Genomic DNA, 19,171 nt, shown 5'->3' on the forward strand with positions numbered 1-19,171 from the left:
CTTATCGTGTCTAATTATTTTCTCACTACAAAATACCCTTTATCATAAAGCCACTTTCCGTTTATCTTCACCTCAAGCACATAAAAATAAGTGCCGTTAGGAACAGGCCGACCTGCTTTGGTTCCGTCGAAAATAATGGTTGCATTGTCATAGCCTTCAAAACTTTGGATGACCGCTCCGTTGGCGTCAAAAACAACAAATTTATTCTCTGGATACTGTTCTATACCTTCAATACGCAGAAATTCATTGATGCCGTCGCCGTTAGGCGATACTGCTGGATGTACACGCACAGGAAGTTTGGCTTCTTTATCATTTAATACACGTAACTCTCGTATGACAGGATCAGCTGCGTGATAGTTTGCATCCCCATCCTGTTCGGCCCGGACCATCGTTACACCCACTCCCAGAACCTCTACCTCCTGCCCTGCGGTCACTATAGCCACCAAGTCATTATCACTGTATAAACGGATAGGGAGAGGGTTGTTACTCTGTATATCCAGCTGTAAGGAACCCACATCCCGACTTACTGGTGTGATCTCTGCAAATTGAAGAAAGCTAACTGCTTTTTCAATGCGCAGCTTGGCTGTCAATATAGAATCTTGGTAATTGTTACCACCATCGATCATAGCCGTAACCGTATATTCGCCTGCTTCAGTTTTACCGTTTTCCCTATAGTCGACGTAAGTCCCCTCAGGTAGACCAATCACTTTCAAAGCCTTGACTGAACCATCATACACAAAAGCCCCATCCATAAAGGTAAGAGCAGGCAATGCCGCTTTGGTAATAGTCAATTTTGCAACCTGTGACCCGCTTATATAGTTAATCCCGCCAGCTATAGTAGCCGTAACCGTATATTCGCCTGCTTCACTTTGCTTATTGTTACTGTAGGATACAGAAACGCCATCGGGCAAGGTACCCTCTATAGCCAGGGATTTCGCTGTACCGTCGTACACAAAGTGGGCATCGCCGAAAGTAATGCCTGCGATAGTAGCTGGCTCAATGCGCAGCTGGGCTGTCAATATAGAATCTTGGTAATTGTTACCACCATCGATCATAGCCGTAACCGTATATTCGCCTGCTTCGGTTTTACCGTTTTCCCTATAGTCGACGTGAGTCCCCTCAGGTAGACCAATCACTTTCAAAGCCTTGACTGAACCATCATACACAAAAGACCCATCCATAAAGGTAAGAGCAGGCAATGCCGCTTTGGTAATAGTCAATTTTGCAACCTGTGACCCGCTTATATAGTTAATCCCGCCAGCTATAGTAGCCGTAACCGTATATTCGCCTGCTTCACTTTGCTTATTGTTACTGTAGGATACAGAAACGCCATCGGGCAAGGTACCCTCTATAGCCAGAGATTTCGCTGTACCGTCGTACACAAAGTGGGCATCGCCGAAAGTAATGCCTGCGATAGTAGCTGGCTCAATGCGCAGCTTGGCTGTTAGTATAGAATCTTGGTAATTTTTACCTCCATCGATCATAGCCGTAACCGTATATTCACCTGCTTCACTTTGTTTATTGTTACTGTAAGAAACAGAAACGCCATCGGGCAAGGTACCCTCTATAGCCAGAGATTTCGCTGTACCGTCGTACACAAAGTGGGCATTGCCGAAAGTAATGCCTGCGATAGTAGCTGGCTCAATGCGCAGCTTGGCTGTCAGTATAGAATCTTGGTAATTTTTACCACCATCGATCATAGCCGTAACCGTATATTCGCCTGCTTCGCTATGCTTATTGTTACTATAAGATACGGAAGCACCATCGGGCAATGTACCCTCTATAGCAAGGGATTTTGCTGTACCATCGTATACCAAGTGGGTATCGCCGAAAGTAATGCCTGCGATAGTAGCTGGATCAATGCGCAGCTTGGCTGTCAATATGGAATCGTGATAATTATGCCCCCCAGCTATAGTAGCCGTCACCGTATATTCGCCTACTTCGCTATGCTTATTGTTGCTATAAGAGACGAAAGTGCCATCGGGCAATGTACCCCCTATAGCTAGGGATTTTGCTGTGCCATCGTATACCAAATGGGCATCGTCGAAAGTAATGCCTGCGATAGCAGCTGGATCAATGCGCAGCTGGGCTGTCAATATAGAATCGTGGTAATTGTTGCCACCATCAACCATAGCCGTCACCGTATATTCGCCTGCTTCGCTATGCTTATTGTTACTATAAGATACGGAAGCACCATCGGGCAATGTACCCTCTATAGCAAGGGATTTTGCTGTACCATCGTATACCAAGTGGGTATCGTCGAAAGTAATGCCTGCGATAGCAGCTGGCTCAATGCGCAGCTGGGCTGTCAATATAGAATCGTGGTAATTATTGCCACCATCAACGATAGCCGTCACCGTATATTCGCCTGCTTCGCTATGCTTATTGTTGCTATAAGATACGGAAGCACCATCGGGCAATGTACCCCCTATAACTAGGGATTTTGCTGTGCCATCATACACAAAAGACGCATCCATAAAGGTAAGAGCAGGCAATGCCGCTTTGGTGATAGTCAATTCTGCAACCTGTGACCCGTTTATATAGTTAATCCCGCCATCGATTACGGCCGTGACCGTATAGGTACCTGCTTCGGTCTGACCGTTGTCTATGTAATGATCTACTTTAGCACCGTCTGGTAGTCCATAAGCCGTCAGCGAATGGGCCGAGCCATCGTATTCAAATGTATCACCTTCAAAACGGAATACGGGTAATCCTATTTTATCGATCGTCAATACACCTGCTGTGTAAGTTATACTATAATTTCTTGACAACAGTCCCTTTGGCAGGATACTATAAGTGCCTGCATCAATCGCTCCCTGGCTATCGCCGGTATAGCTCAACCGACCATCCAGTAATGCCTCCGTTTCCCCATCAACAAACCCCTCATAATCTACACTGTTCCCACCGGAATACGCCACACCGTCATAATCTTTAGTATCCGCCCTAGCTGTAACTTTTAATGCAGCTGGTGTAACAACCCCGATATTGGCCTTCAGCGCCAACGTATTACCGATGACATAGTTTGCCTTATCGGCACCTTCTAGGGTCAGGTGGCTCAGATCCAAGGTGAAGATCTTGCCGGCTCCGACGACTTTCGTAGCGTAGCGCACAGCCGTATTGCTCAAGACCAGCGTTACCTCGTCATCATCTAGAATATCATCATCCGCAAAACTCAGATCACTAGCTGCTATCACCCCCAAATCCGTTCCATCGTAAACTTTATTGACTGCTGCCGTTGGGCGCACACTTACCGTTACCGGTTTAGGAGCTATTGTAAGATCGAAGTCCTTGGACGCGGGCAGGTAGCCATAGCCCCCCGCCTGACTCGCCGTGATCGTAACTGTACTTGCCTTTTTAACTTTTATCTTCCATTTGTTACCATCATTCACATCCTGATAGACTTCGGCAATGGAATTATCAGCTGTAGTGTACGATAGTGGTTTTTCCGAATCTACCGTAGCTCCGGGTTCAAAATCAGCGTCACCATATATCTTACGGATAGCGGCAGCTGTAATCTCCTGCGCCACCTCCTGTTGAAATTCGTAAGCTCCCATGTCAATGGTCACTCCGAACAAGCGAGGATTTCCGGCCAGATCTGTATCCGTCTGGATATCCCCTACGCTGTACAGATCATTATTTCCTGTTCCAATGGCCACAGCCCCGAGTTTCAAGCTATAATCGTCTGCAGCTGCATCGGTAAAGATATCGCCAGCTGTCACATCTGTAGCATTGATATTACCGTCTGCCGTACTGGTTTCGCCCTGTACCAAACTGTACTGCATGGTTTTTGTCGGCGTACCACCAAGTGTACTGCTAGTATTATCTGTTTTTGTATTAGCTAGTATTAAACTGTTATTTACCTTAAACACACGTTTTCCACCAGCAAAGTTGATATAAGTTTTGCCTATATTACCTACCACTGTACTATTGTTAAGCGTGATGCTGTTATTGTCCGAGGTTGATGAGGGAGCTATAGCATTAATCGCGGCGCCGGCCTCTTTCGTACCATTAGCACTGAATTGCGTATTGTTTGCTTCTATGGACAACGCTTTGGAACTATTGACAAGAATCCCACCACCGCTATTATCGGCCCAGTTTCCTTCGATACGTGAGTGATTAATTAGAGTGTTGACATCCACACTACCACTGCCATAAGAAACAGCATCCGTATATACTCCACCACCGAAACTGGCCGAATAGTTATCACGGACAGTTGACCGATCAAGCGTCAAATCAGAAGTAATCGACTTGGAGTTACTTGCTGCATTAATATATGATCTATGGTATAGTCCGCCACCGCTATTCCCAGAATAATTGGCTACGACATGCGCATTGTCGAATATAATCGTAGAATTCGGAGCGTCTGAACCAGGGAAAGGTGCATTAGGAAGCAAATAGATCCCTCCCCCGTCATCGGCTGCCCTATTCCCGCTTACACGGGAGTTCATGAGATCGAGTGTTATAGCACCGTATGTAGCCATGTAGATTCCTCCTCCCTGCCCCTGCGAGACACTCGAGAATCCTCCCGATGATTTAACAGAAATACTCTCCTCACCATCGGCATTTCCGCCTTTGATCTCAAAACCATCAATCAGTAGTTTGATGTCTTCTTCGCCATTTACCGCTGTGACGACATGATAGGCATTCTCACTGTTATTGCTGATTTTCAATGTGGAGCCACTGCCCGATACAGCGTCATCACCGTTAAAATCCCCACTCAGAATCGTTCCTGTTGCTCCGTCTGTCGGCAGCGTACGCTCAGAGAGATCCGCTTCCTGTCCGTCGAATCCACCGTAGAGCTCGACGTTCTGGACCATCAGAAATGTCTTATCGCGACTGTCCGTCGGATTTTTTGGATCAGCGAGATCATCCTCGTACGAGTAATTAGGATGATAGGTACCTTTAGCCACATAGATCTTTAGCGGTTTTGCGGCAGACCAACGCTCTCTATTATCATGCGTCCATTTCAGCGCATCGGCCAAATCAGGTACTGCATTGGCCCAGCTATTGCCGGATTTATCGCCGCGTGCTACCTTTTGGTTGACATATACGATATTGTCCGCGCTGGGTGTGATACAGATTGCTCCTTGATTGCTCTGATTCTCGAAGGCTCCTATATCGATATTACAACCTGATAAACGGGGCTCGCCTGCCAGGTCTTTGTTATCAGCGAGATCCAGCTCGAGATCCAAATACAAATTGAACATAGGATTTAAATATTCTTTATCGTAGTAATGATACAATGTGCTATAATGATAGAGACTACGGTCGCCTGCATCGATCAGCGGGCTTACTGCCTGCAGGTTATAGTCTCCATTGGCGGCATCGACAAATAAAGGATCGGTGACACCGACCAGGTTAGCGTTTTCCAGGTCTTGATCTGGGTCTCCCTGCAACAGACTGTTTTTAAAGGAGACATTATCTTCATCGCGATTGACTCCACTGAACCAATCGGCATCGGTATAGGGTACTCCGTCCGAGTTATTATTGTTATATACTATACTGTTAAAAAGCTGAACTTTCTTTTGTAAATTCGTCTTCCTATCGTTATCTTCTATATTAATCAGGTGCTTCCCTTTATTTCCGATGATATTGGAGTTTAACGAAATCAGTTTATGCTCCCTCTCTGAGTCAAGTTTCTCATTTGTGGCATCCGTGTGAAATACACTGCCATTTTCTGCTGTATTATTATTGACCGAAGAATTGCTTAAAAGAATATTCGCTTTGTAAGTAGGATTAGCAGGTGAGTTCGCATATACCGATTTGTATGCTAAATTAACATCAATGGCTGCTCCTGCGCCTATGCTTTTATTATTATTGACAGAGGAGTTGCTCAGACTTACCAGCCCCATATTATCTGTTTCCCCAATGGTATTGGAATTCATTAGATCCGAAAAAAGAGCTATTCCACCGCCTCGCCCAGCCGTGGTATTGCCATTGATCGTCGAGTGGCTCAACGTCACGTAAAGAGTACTATGGCTTTTGACAAAAGAATTTGCAGCATGAATTCCTCCGCCTCTTAACCTACTGTTATTGTCATCGACATTGGAACGATCTAGCACGACACCAGTAGAGGTATATCTAGTAACAGGGGCATCTTCACTAACCCTACCCTCTAGCTGGTTGGAGTTTGTCGTTGAAATCCCTCCACCATGAGATCCGCTATAGTTTTTATTGACCTTTGAATTTATCAAAATAGCGGAAGTTTTTACACCTTCCACACTACGGACTGAAATCCCACCTCCATTTTGCTGAGCGCGGTTACTATAAACTAATGAATTATCCAATTTTGCAGCCACACAAGCAAATACACCGCCGCCTTGACTATTGCTGCTATTATTATGGACTAATGACCCGTTCAATTCTATAATTCCGCCAGCAAGACCTCCACCGCTGCCCTTACTTGAATTATTATAAACTATGGAGTTGTGCAGCATGGCCTTTGAAGGATTTACTTCATCTGTAATCCGCACATAAATTCCGGCACCATCGCCCGTACTTGAATGATGTATCACAGCTAGATTGCGTAAGGTATAACTGTTTTGACGACTATGCTGGAACGATATTCCAGCTCCTTGATTACGCTCTACATCCTGCCCAGCAATCTTTATAGGTTTATTATTGGCATTGGCATTGCCTCCTGTAATGGTGAAACCATCGACAACCAAATGCCGATCGGACATATTCCCTGCTCCGAGTACCACATGATAGGCGTTTTCATCATTTCCGCTTATACTGCCTGCACCTTGTATTGATGCGCTTCCTATATTATCATTCTGTTTAAAATCACCGCTTAAGATCGTACCAGCTACTTCGGAGTCATCTTTAGTCGGTACAATGCGTGCATGTTCCATCGCTGTAATACCCCTGGCCGGATCAAAACCACCATATAACTCTACATTATTGCCTAGTATAAAAGTAAAGTCTCTACGCTTTGCGGGATCAGCAGGATTGGATAAACCATCCTCTGGCGAGTATTTTGGATAATAAGTCCCTTTGGCTACATAGATTAATAGCTTATCACTGCCCCGCTGCTCATTATTGTCCCAAGCCCACTTCAGTGCATCGGCGAGTTCGGGCACTGCATTGGCCCAACTACCACCATTTCTATTGCCGGCTTTTACATTCTGGTCGACGTAAAGAATATGACTGTTATCAGGCCCGGGAGCTGGAGCAAGGCAAGCCCCTCGGGGTTTGGTATGATTTTCATAAGGCCCTGCATCGATATATGTACAGCCCAGTCTAGAATTTCCTGCTAGATCTTGATCTTTCTCTAAATCGCCGCCATTGTTTTTATAATACACATTCGCTCCAAAATCTACAGCAGGGCTATTGTCGGGTAAGGTAAAGTCGTTTTGAGCCAAATTGGTGAATGGCGATGTGTCTACCTTTTTCCCTACGCCATCATCCTGTGTGATAGTATTGTAGTAAATGACCTCATTGCCATGATCATAACCTACGGGCATCGATCCACTCGCGGCATTGTGAACATTCGCAGTCGCTGTACCGCCCGGTTTGGTATTTCCCCAAATAATACTGTTATAAGCTTCTACCTTCGAACCAACAAAATTATATATTGCAGGACCAGTTACTGCTTCGTTGTTGGCTATGGTGACATTCGTCAATTTAGGTGTAGAAGGCCCCCCCACTACAGGAGTGTTGTAACTATTGCTTGTCGGATCCCAGATCAGTCCAGGAACAAACCTAGTATTGACCATGGCCCCACCCCGGTTGCCATACAGCACGGCATTGACTAATTGAGGAGAAGCGTTCTCATTGTACATGCCTGCCCCGCGGGGAGTGTCGTCTCCAACTCCCCATGGTTCTGTTTCCTCTTTATACCCTGCTGTTTCATTATCGTAAATCATTACATTTTTTAATCGTGGAGATGAGTTTACATTATACATTCCAGCCCCCCTATCATTATGGACGTTCTCCCCGTTGACTGGCTTAGATCCACCATACGGATGATAGGTCAGCCCGCCTGTTATTGAAAAGCCATCCAATCCGGCATTCTCCACATCACCAGCAGAAATAACAACGTGAAGTTTTATTTTATTTCCGTTCAGTATCGTACCATTTTTCCCAAATATCCGTTTATGCTTTAGTTCGGTTATTCCTTTATCAGGGTCAAAGCCGCCATAGAGCTGGACATTTTTCACCAAGACAAAGGCATCCCCCTCGGGGACAAAAGTCCCTTTGCTCACGTATATCTTTAAAGGGGTTTGAGACGAAAATCTGGCGTTATTTGCTGCTGCCCACTCGAGTGCGCGAGTGATACTATTCGTGGCTTTCGCCCAACTGCTGCCGTCATTACCGAACCCCCCATTAACTTTAACATAAATAATATTGTCGGCACTGGGTGTAAACTTATCCCACTGTGCATATGCAGAGGTCCCCCAAAATAGTGATACCACTAGTAAATAGGTGGTATAAATAATCGTGTTTTTCATAATTTCCTGCTTTTAGCTCCCCGCTCCTGAATCTCCTCTTATTCTTATTTTAATCTAATGAATGTGATAATCTTCGAAAGTAACCCCTTTTATCCATAAAGTAGGTGTTTTGGGGGTGGACAAAGGGGGGACAAATGACAAAACAAGGAAAAAACAACTATCGAAAAGGAGAAATCTCTAAAAGCGGCTTACCCGTGTGCTAAAAGCAACGAACAAATTTTTATAGAATAACTTAAACAAGAATATCAAATTACAGATCGAGAAACTGAAGCACTGACTTACTTATGGAAAAGACATGCAAACAAAGAGATTTTCGAAAAACTTCGTATATCTATACAATACGGCAAAGTATCACATAAGCCGTTAGTATGGCAAACTGAATATTAATAACCGTAACTAGGCGAGAGCCTTAAAAGAAGAATAGTTTGTTTTTAAAACTGAGGCACCTGTAGTTGAACAAAAATTTACAGATATTGTATTTGCTTTAATGCTATTGGTTCTGTTTGAAATGATCCATCTGCCGCTTAGCTTCTTCACGGATTAATTCTAACTCACGATCAGACTCTTTCTTTATTTCCTCTAAGCTTTCCTGCATAGACTTCCTCAAAGCGTCAATATCTTTCTTAAGTTCTAGAGATTTTCTTTTATTAAACCGCTCTAAATAATATCCTGCCGCCGCTATGACTACAGAAACAATTATTCCCATCAAAACCAAGAGATAGTTTAACGTACGATGAAACTCTTCCATCCCTTCTTTGTGGAAACTTATAATGTCAGCAACATTTTGTTTGCTCAGTTCTAGGTTGTCTTCCTTCAGGTCGAGCTCTCTGAGCTTAGCATCTATCTTATTTTCATAGAGCTGCATTTGAGCTTCTATGATATCTTTATCCAAAACAGTAGATTGCTGTCCGTAACTGATAATTGACATAAAAAAAGAAAAGAATAAAACTATAGAAGCGTGCTTCATAACCCAAGATATTAAAAGTTAAAATTCATACGAATATAGAAAAAAAAACAATTTCCAACACTTTTATTCTTATTAGCCAGTTGCTACTGATTAAATCTTCGTTCTACTAATATAGCTCTAAAAAAACAGATAGGTGCCGCCTGGGAAGCGGTCACCTATTCTCTACCTATGAAAATTTATACCTTAACGGTATGTTGAAAACATATATTAATATTCAAGAACCTCAACCTCCGTACGGCGGTTGGCCTGATGTTCTTCAATCGTACACGCGACACCATTACTACACTTGTTTACCAAGCGGGTCTCGCCGTAACCTTTCGCTACCAAACGATCACGGGCAATACCACGGCTGATCAGGTATTCGACCGCCGAGTCGGCACGACGCTGCGAAAGCTTCATGTTGTAGCTGTCGCTACCACGGCTATCCGTATGGCTCGAAAGCTCGATACGCAACGTAGGGTTATCACGCATCGTACGAACCAATTCGTCCAGGATAACAGCAGCATCTTTACGGATGTTGTGTTTATCAAAATCGTAGTAGATGTTCTCCAGAACAAATTTATCACCAACCGTAAACACAGGCTCTAAGTATAGCGCAACCTGGATAACAGTATCACGCAAAGGGTTAACACCTGCTATAGACACAGAGTCGGCATGGTAGCCTTCTTTGTTAGCCAGAACACGGTAGTAGGTGTCTTTGTTCAGATCAAATCCGAACGAACCATCCGCACCACCAACCTTGCGTGAAACAATCTGACGCTCTGCTGTATACAGCGTAACACCCGCTCCCGGGATAAGATCGCCAGTTTTCTTGTTATACACCAAGCCTTCCAGACGGATCTGGATCTTGGGCTTTACAAAACCGAAGGAGTAGATATCATCCCCCCCAACACCACCTACACGGTTGGAAGAAAGGTAACCGTAGATACCCTCTTCGTTGTCTTCGGAAACGTAGTAAGAGAAGTCATCACCCGCCGAGTTGATCGGGAACTGTAGGTTATGCCGTCCACTAAAAGAAGATTTTGCACCATACGCGCAGAAAATATCCAAACCGCCCATACCCGCAAAACCGTTGCTCGAATAGTAGAGTTCTTCGCCTAAGATTGTAGGAAACATTTCATCGCCGGCAGAGTTTACTTCGCTGCCCGCATTCTGGGGCGCACCCCAGCTGCCGTCAGCCTGTAATTCAGAATACCAGATGTCTACACCCCCATAGCCACCCGGCATGTTCGAGGCATAGTAAAGTGTCTGTCCGTCCAGGCTCAAACTGGCATGGCCAAGCGAATATTCTTTAACATTGTTATAAGCAAAGTCCTCCTCGGCCCAGCTATCACCCTGACGGGTGTAGATCTTAAGTTCCAGGTTGTGGCGCTTAGCACGGTGACCAAGTTCTTTATGGGTCTCTGTGTCGCTGCCCGGGTAGGTACGTGTGATATACAGCACATCACCCGCCATGTTTGTACTGATCGGGCCAACGTGGTAGGCCGATTCGTTGAAAACATCCAGCATCATAACAGGCTTGGTCAGGCTCACCTCCTGGCTTAAGCGCTCGGTAGAGTAGATCTTAAGGTATGCCTGTCCCGTCATGCCGCTGCGCTTACCAAAAACTGTAAGCGGCTCGCCAGCATAAACGGCTGCTCCACTGCTGGTCGGGAATAGCCCAAACTCGTTAAGCGAAGTGTTCACTTCTTTTTCGTTGACAATACGGTGGCTCGTAGGGTTAGCCATCCAAAGCTGTGCTGAGTCGCAGCCTGCAATAGCAAGCTCGATGGCCGCACTGTTGCCCGACTGCGCTGCATATTTCTTGTACTGTTCTTTTGCCTCGACGTATTTACCGTTCTGTTTCAGAACCTCGCCGTAGTGCCATAAAGAAATAGCTTCATGATCCTTAGCCTGAACAGCACGTGCATACCAGTTTTCTGCAAGCTCATAGTTCTTTAAATACATGTAGCTCGAAGCCAAACGCTCGAAGTCTGCTGTACGAGGTTTCTTGCTATCGGCAAGTTTACTGTAAAGGTCTATCGCATGTGCATACTCATAGCGCTCATACTGCTGCTCGGCACGCTTGCGCAAGCTCGGCTGTTCCTGCCCAACAGCATCGCCCAGGCTAAAAAGCAAGGCGATCGAGAGCAGGCCTGTCGTATAATATCTTTTGTTCATCTTCTTCTTTTCTGTTTACAATTATACCCTAAAGGGATACTTAGAAATAACGCGGACTCAAGATCTGGCGCAGAGATTGCCCGAAGGTAATACCGAGCGTGATCTCGTGTGTACCGTTCTGAAGACCGCTCATTTTGTTCAGCATCAGATCATACGAGTAGCCGATACGGAAACGATCAGTAGCATAAAACTGGGCAATGCCCGTAATTGCGTTCGTTGCGCTAAGTTTCATCGGCGAGTTGTCAAAGTAGTCACGTTTGAACAAACGTGCACGTGTACGGTAGCCCCCGCCGATCCAGAATTTATCGTTGAAAATAAACATCGCGTTAATATCCAGGGAAGTTGGGCCTTTGAAGTCGTCTTTTACTAAAATGCTGGGACGCAGGTTCAGGCCTTCTTCCAGCTCGAAAAGTGCACCCGCAATAAAGTAAGCGCTGACGTTACGGTAAAGGCTTTCCAGCGAGTTCTCGTTGAAGCGGAACTCGTCGTTTTTACTCGCATTGGAGAAAAGATCCTGAACAGCCAGACCTGCATACCATTTTGGGTTGTAGTAGTACACACCTAAGCGGATGTCGGGACGCCAGTTGCTGATTTTGCCCGCAGGGATAGAAATATCCCCCGTTTCAACAGCCTGAAGTTTATTACCGTCCAGGCCGTACTGCGTTACCCCAGCAGCAACACCTAATGACAGTCGCTGCGTATCTTCATCATCCAGCTGCAAACGAAGCGCGTAGTTGGCAAAGATAGAGGTAGCCGATTGCGCGCCTAATTTATCGCCCGTAATCTGTAGGCCAACTCCATGGCGGCGGTTCTCATCAAGAACTCCGTCAATAGATACAGAACCAGTTTTTGGAGCTCCCTCCCAGCCTGTCCATTGGCTACGAAGACCAGTCTGGGCAAACCACTCCTCTTTATAACCCGTGTAGGCAGGGTTAACGCTGATCGAGTTGAAAATATACTGCGTAAACTGGATGCTCTGCTGCGCAGAAAGTCTAACAGAACTGATGAACATAGCTGTCATTAAAACAGCTATGAGAAATATTTTATGTGGATGTCTAGACATTATAGTATTCTTTCTATTTGATAACCGTAATATAGCCTTTATACTGCTCGGTGGACGCACCTTCGTATGTATTTAATATGTAGTAATAAACTCCTGCGTTTAAACCTGTTGCATCCCATTCGTTTCGATAATTATCGTTGCTATAAACCTCATTACCCCAACGGTTAATTATGGTAATGGACACACGACTAAATGCTTCGATACCTACAATTTCGAATTTATCGTTCACACCATCCGGATTCCCGGGAGTAATAACGTTTGGAATAAACAGGGTACGATGTCCTAGTTTTGTAAAGTAGGCATCATAGTCAGACCCTAAAGAAACCAATTGTATATCTTGTGTCGTTTGATGTATACCTTCACCAAGGCGTACACTTTCTAACTTATTCCACCCTCTTTGCTGATCTGCCTGATGGATAAAAGCCCGACTATCTTGATAATCCATACCGTTTGTATTCGCATTATGAATCAAGCCTAATAAGCCCGTTACCGAACCACCAGGAGAAAAAACATTCCATATACGATCCATACCCCGCTCACGCTCTGTAGGTGAAAAAGGAACAACATGATAGTCTTCTACACTGACATACACTTTGCCTTTGCCTACAGCATCGAAACGAGCCGGCGTATAATCGCCTGCAGCTATACCAACCGGAAAGTTAAACATGCCTGAGTTGCCAAAATGTTTAATAACATGGGCTTTGGCGCTGTTGTTGGTAATAACCATACGTTTGGCACTTGCATTTTCAATCGTAGCCGATTCTCCAAAACCCAAGTTTGAACCATTCAAATCAACATGCGCTCCGTCGACAGCTAAATCTAATGATCCTCCGATATTAAATTGAGCGGACTCGCTGCCCCCTGGCGAATCAACACCGTAGCCTGGATCTTCCAAATCTTCTAAAATCAAGCGGTTTGCATTTGCATGTTCTACGATTAAATCTAAGAAAGCACTATTATTACCATCTACATGAGTAGCACCATTTGTACTGTTGTTATAATAAGGGCTATCGCCCGGATTATAGAAAACAATACGCCCAGTACCCGAAAATTTGGCTGTAGGTGCAATCCACACTTTCTCGCTCCATATTTCTAAAGTTCCGTCAATTACCCAATTGGCATTTGGCCCGAAATAAGTTTCTTGCGAAAAACGCATTTCAGTTGTTCCGGTAGCAATAGTAACTGATGAGTTTTCGACAGTCATGCTGCCTTCTTGGGCATTCCCCTTAAAACAAAACCCTAGGAGAACGAAGCAAAAAGTTAGAAAAAACCGAACAATTTTATTGTACATTATATGATTACTATTTTTTAATTCCTGTATCATGATAGTCCTCATTATTTCGTCCTTTGATAAATCATCGGATTCGTGATTAACAAACCGCTACCTTTTAAAGGCACAAAGGTATGAAATGGACGGTCTGGATCCCACCCTTCATCACCTTCTTTATAAGGAGTAGGATCTGTAGAATCCTCATTTATTACCTGAGTTGGTTTGTTGCTATTAGGCAATTGTCCAATCCCCGTCACCGTGGCACGATTGTACACACCTTTTGTTTCAAAAACATCTGTAGCCGTTACCTTATATTTAACTTTAAATGTCCATGTCTCACTACGATTTAGCACACCATTACTATTATTATCCCCCTCTAGAGTAACTCCTTCTTGTGTCGGTTGATGCGTATTTTCATCTAGTATGATGTTAAAACCAAATAAAGGATCTATTATTTCAATATCATAAATATCCATATCTCCTGCATTTTTTACATCAAAAGTATAACTAATGGTTTCGCCTACATGAGCAAATCCGTCATTATTATTATCATCAAAAACTCCCTCTTTTTCTATGGTGCACGTTTCACAGTCTTTCTCATTTTGCCCATAACCATAAACCGTCATGGCTGTAACAGAAACAACTTTTTGAGAAACTTTAACTTTGTTTGCTGTAGGATCAGTGGATTCTGTAACCCAGTGTACAACATTCAGATTGTCTGTTAAACCTGTTGTCGAATCAAACACCTCCAATTCCTCCAAATCTCCTTCTTGTGTTCTTTTCCCATACAACTTCACATTTCCCCATTTATCAATGCGCACGCGAATAGCCGGAGTAGGGTTACTATGTATATCATCAAAATTTATATCTATTATATCGAAGCTAGTGCCACCAGTACCTATTGTATTCATTCTCCAAATAGGTGGAATATTATCATTCTCCCACATTTTTTTATCAGACTTAAACCTTACGTTCTGTGGCGACTCTGAAACTCCGCTCTGAAACTCTAATTCTTTTTCATACAACGGAGCACCGTTTATTTCCATGTTGAAAGAATTATCCAGATAGTAAATATCCATGACAAAGCCTCCGTTGGTTGCAGGTTGTTGAAAATTTTCTGATATAGAACCTGAAGCTTGCCCCGTGCCGTAATACCACTTATAGCCTTTACCTGATATATCTGTATAACATGCATCTGCACAAGAAATCGTGGAAGCAGGAATATCACACGATCCATCTGCAGAACGTCTCGAAAAACTTATGTCATCAATCAGGGTGTGACCAAACCCTTTCCCACTTTCTAAAGATCTATCCTGACTGCCACGTATAGCAATCTTAATCTCTTTGCCACTCACACTCTCTTCACAATCTTGATTTTCAAATTTAACACTAGCTTGAAGTGGTACCCAACCTAAACTAAACCCTTCTGGACTTGCTCCTGGCGGTAGCCCCTGCCCTGTATATTTTAGAGGCACAGAAGCATATACGTGTCCACTGTTTTTATCGACCACGTCCATAATCATATAATCCTTGTCGTGATAAGTCACGTAAGAGTATAGTGATAAAGTGTATGTCTGCCCATCTTGTATAGTGCCCGGTACGACAAACTCATAAAATGGTTTTATACTTTGCGATGCCGAGGCGGCTCCTCTCACATGAAAGGCCGCACCATTGACAGCTCCCGATGCATCTCTAATAGCATCCGAAGTATTCCAAGCTGGAGTCCAATCGTAGTTACTGTTCGGTAAGTTAGGATCATTAGAAGGTGCATTTGGCACCCACAATCCTTGATGCCAAGAATCCGTCGTCGGTATCCCCATCTGCACGTAGCTTGGCGGGTTCACCGAATAATAGCCATTTTTAATTCGAGCAACAGAAATTGAAGCACTGTGCGGAGAAACATTTGCCGCAGCGTATCTACTGTCATTGACGCCAGGAGCAAATAGGTAAGAACCTGTTGCTCCGCCGGCAGGCCCGCTTCTTTGAATTATACCATTGCTAGATGTCGGCAAACCTGTAGTAGCGTTAAGACCTATGGATGCTTTCTGAGACCAATCTGTCCGCCCGTCATTAGTAGCCCAAAAACCTCTTGCAAAGTCTTCATAGTATAAATATTCTTCGGTACAATCCTGTAGCAACATAAAAGTTACTTCCTGTATATTATTACAGCCTCCTGTAGAGCCTCCTCCATCAGCATTATTATAACATTCATAATGTGGATTTGTAGGCGGAGTATCGATATCACCGTTCGTGGCATCTGGATCATAAACGTCTGCCGGCCTTAAAATCGTAGACTCTGCTGTTTTTAATCCTAAAACACCACTTAATGTTCCTGTAAATGTATAGGTAATGGAACAACCGTTAGGTAAATCTAACATCGAAGAGAACGTGCGTGTCTTTTCATTATAGACTAAACTTTCAGATTGCACAACCGTTCCATTATTACAGGATGTCGTAAAAGAAATATTATCTGTGTTGCTAATATCGACTCCAACAGGTACAGTGAAAGTAAACTTACTACCTTTTATATCACTTGGCCCCTTATTACCTGCAGTGACATTGTACTCTATCGTGTTTCCGACCTCACCAGAGGAAGCTGTATTTTGATTATTAACTTTGTATTTTATGTCAGTATATAAATCAGCGATCTTTACATCGACGTCGAAACTTACAGTAATAGCTTCTCCTTCAATGAAAGTCCAAGTGTCTACCCCTTTCTCATCTCCCCATGTCCCACTTGTAGCCGTACTATTTGTACTCCATTTATGCCCGTTAGTATTACTTGATGTTCCTGCTGGAATAACTATATGACTGGCGTTTATGGGATCTGCTTTACTGCCTGTTACAGTGCGATTAATTTTTGTATCGTCCCAGAACACCTTATCTGAACGCACTTGATTAGTATTTTTATATAAAAGTTCAATAATAATACCATTAGCATTTTGTTCAACATCAATGTATGGAAAGTGTACTTCAGCTCCTCTTAACTTAAGTTCTACATTTACGTCTGAAATTCCGTGTGGTAGATTATTGCCATTGCCATCTTTACCATCCCAATGGATTTTGTTGTGCCCCACAACACTAGGTCCTGTTAATAAACGTTCAGGAAAGCTATTACCAGAGCCAGGTTTTGGTTTTATGGTAATGTAATAATCACCCCCACTTTCATTTGTAAACTCAACATAAGCTCCTTTGCTACCTATCTGATTATTACTACCTTCCGCCCCCATCACTTTAAGATCTGTCACATTCAAATCTTTCTGGGGTATACTCAACCAGGTTGTTCCTCCAGGTACGGCTCCTACTGAAAATTCTGGCATGTCTGATGCCGGATAATCGTAAAATATCTTTTGTGTAACAACCGACCCTTGATCAGCTACCCTAGGGTCACTATATCGATTATATGCGTGTTCAGGATCAGTTAAGCTTGACCCATTCACACTACTATAAGAAGGGGTATTGGGATCTCCAACCTGATGAAACCCTCTATTATTGACCATAAATGTAAACACTAACCCGTTTTGACCATTATTATCCACATTATATACATAACCATCTCTGGTCAATATTTTCACTTTTCCATAAAAACCATTTGGGTTACGACTATTAGCACCTGTGAATGTTTGTTGGTTATTATCCATGTTCATTACAGTAGTATACACCCGTCCACTAACCCATCCATTCTTAGCAGTATTGGCTACAGAGATATCCCATGCCCAAATATAATTAGAGTTATTTTCTTGCGTCCAACTACTATTGGCCATTAGGCCATCTGTAGAACGCCCCCCCTCAGTAGAAGATGTTCGTGTTCCATCAAGCTCTACTCGATAAATACCTTCTACTGTTACAGTATGATAAATAGCTTGATATCTATTACTGCCAGCAGCCTGCCCTGGTAAGCGTGGTCCTGCTAATTCAGCATTACGGTTTGAAATCCGTCCATTAAGACTTGATGAAGTTCCATAATTTAAATTTATCTGACTTCCATTAGGTCCGTATAGTCTAATTAAGTCTCCTTGATAGTATGTATTTCGCCCCGAGGTATAACTATTCCATTGTGCAGATGAAGCTAAAGCTATAGTTTCCCCTACTTTCGCATATACATAATGCACACCTCGAGTAGGGAAAGGCTTGTTAATAGAAGGCGTTACACCAGAATATAAAGAAGCACGTCCACCTTTCACGCCACTAGGATACAAATCTTTAGAACCTTCTGCCCATACAGTTCCTATGCTGAAAAGCATAAGAAATATAAAGGGTACGTAGAGCCTTAGATTTTCTTTTATTTTATAATTTCTTTTTATCATTCTTATAGTATTTGTAATTACATGTAGATTGTTGTAATAAACCCTCGATGTACTATCAAGTAATCGAGGGCTTTTATTGATCTTTTTATTTGATCACAAATACAATATTCATATATGAGCTTGGTGTAGCTCCTGCTTTAACTGTGTATGTTAGTTTACCTTCTTCTGTAATAGAAAGATTTTCAAACACAGTCTCATCGTAATAAGTTACGTAGTAATAAAGCTCATCATTTTCAAACACCACAATATCATCAGGAGCTCCTGCACTTCCAACAATCCCTCCCGCATACTGAACAGGTGTAGTACCCGCTGGACCGTGAGAGATAGGGTAAGTTTCGTTTCCAGCCCCTACTTTTCCACCAGTAAACTGATTGACATATTCCTGATATAGGTCACGAGTGGCTGTACCTTGTTTTGAGGTATCAAAGATAACTGCTGGCATATAGAAGAACTGAGGTGCTACTTTTTTAGCATCTTTCCAAACCGGTTTTTTATTATCTCCAGTTACTAACACCTGATTAGCTCCTGCTTCTGCAATATCCTCTGGTTTAATAGTACCATTTTGGATATGACCTGTCGTGATTGACTCTTCTTTAACTCTAAGGCTAGTTTCTACTAATACAGCCTTCTCACCACCAGTAACCACTTCGATAGTAGATTTATCTAAAGCAGGATCTTCATCGTAATCAGCCGCTGTTAAATCTTTAGCGTCAATTCCATCCACTCCCACTTTCTTGTAAGTAATCGTTCCATCTGCATTAGCAACTGGCACCATTCCTTCTTCTGAACCATCCTCTGCTGCTCCCATTTTGTTAGCCGTTACAGCCCCATCTGCTAACTTAGCCGTAGTGATAGCTCCGTCCTCGATAGAAAGAACAATATCTTTTAACAAAGCATCAACACCATCACCCGTAATAACAATACCATTACCTGTTAATGTACCAGTTGTGT

At 43.4% G+C, this 19,171-nt stretch carries 7 protein-coding genes; all 7 read right to left on the reverse strand.

Annotation, left to right across the window (positions count from 1 at the left end; genetic code table 11):
- Positions 1–14: 14 nt before the first annotated feature.
- Positions 15–8,453 carry an MBG domain-containing protein gene (locus ORI89_RS12840; protein ID WP_268230889.1) on the reverse strand — a complete coding sequence of 2,813 codons (8,439 nt, stop codon included), beginning with the start codon at positions 8,451–8,453 and terminating at the stop codon, positions 15–17.
- A 490-nt stretch (positions 8,454–8,943) separates the two neighbouring features.
- The gene (locus tag ORI89_RS12845) at positions 8,944–9,420 is read right to left on the reverse strand and encodes a hypothetical protein (protein ID WP_268230890.1); all 477 of its coding nucleotides are present in this window, start codon (positions 9,418–9,420) and stop codon (positions 8,944–8,946) included.
- Positions 9,421–9,627: 207 nt separating this feature from the next.
- Complete coding sequence (locus ORI89_RS12850) at positions 9,628–11,580, reverse strand: OmpA family protein (protein ID WP_268230891.1); 1,953 nt, start codon at positions 11,578–11,580, stop codon at positions 9,628–9,630.
- Between the two features lie 40 nt (positions 11,581–11,620).
- The gene (locus ORI89_RS12855) at positions 11,621–12,643 is read right to left on the reverse strand and encodes a PorP/SprF family type IX secretion system membrane protein (RefSeq protein ID WP_268230892.1); all 1,023 of its coding nucleotides are present in this window, start codon (positions 12,641–12,643) and stop codon (positions 11,621–11,623) included.
- A gap of 13 nt (positions 12,644–12,656) precedes the next feature.
- Positions 12,657–13,967, reverse strand: a complete 1,311-nt coding sequence (locus tag ORI89_RS12860; RefSeq protein ID WP_268230893.1) for a gliding motility-associated C-terminal domain-containing protein — start codon at positions 13,965–13,967, stop codon at positions 12,657–12,659.
- A gap of 11 nt (positions 13,968–13,978) precedes the next feature.
- Complete coding sequence (locus ORI89_RS12865) at positions 13,979–18,220, reverse strand: DUF7507 domain-containing protein (RefSeq protein WP_268230894.1); 4,242 nt, start codon at positions 18,218–18,220, stop codon at positions 13,979–13,981.
- Between the two features lie 85 nt (positions 18,221–18,305).
- A partial coding sequence (locus tag ORI89_RS12870) for a hypothetical protein (RefSeq protein ID WP_268230895.1) occupies positions 18,306–19,171 on the reverse strand: 866 nt, incomplete at its 5' end.

Source organism: Sphingobacterium sp. UT-1RO-CII-1, from assembly GCF_026711005.1.
GTDB lineage: Bacteria > Bacteroidota > Bacteroidia > Sphingobacteriales > Sphingobacteriaceae > Sphingobacterium.

Excerpts from the sequence above, each read along its gene's own strand:
- ORI89_RS12840 (WP_268230889.1), bottom strand. The coding sequence starts at position 8,453 with ATGAAAAACACGATTATTTATACCACCTATTTACTAGTGGTATCACTA.
- ORI89_RS12845 (WP_268230890.1), bottom strand. The coding sequence starts at position 9,420 with ATGAAGCACGCTTCTATAGTTTTATTCTTTTCTTTTTTTATGTCAATT.
- ORI89_RS12850 (WP_268230891.1), bottom strand. The coding sequence starts at position 11,580 with ATGAACAAAAGATATTATACGACAGGCCTGCTCTCGATCGCCTTGCTT.
- ORI89_RS12855 (WP_268230892.1), bottom strand. The coding sequence starts at position 12,643 with ATGTCTAGACATCCACATAAAATATTTCTCATAGCTGTTTTAATGACA.
- ORI89_RS12860 (WP_268230893.1), bottom strand. The coding sequence starts at position 13,967 with ATGATACAGGAATTAAAAAATAGTAATCATATAATGTACAATAAAATT.
- ORI89_RS12865 (WP_268230894.1), bottom strand. The coding sequence starts at position 18,220 with ATGATAAAAAGAAATTATAAAATAAAAGAAAATCTAAGGCTCTACGTA.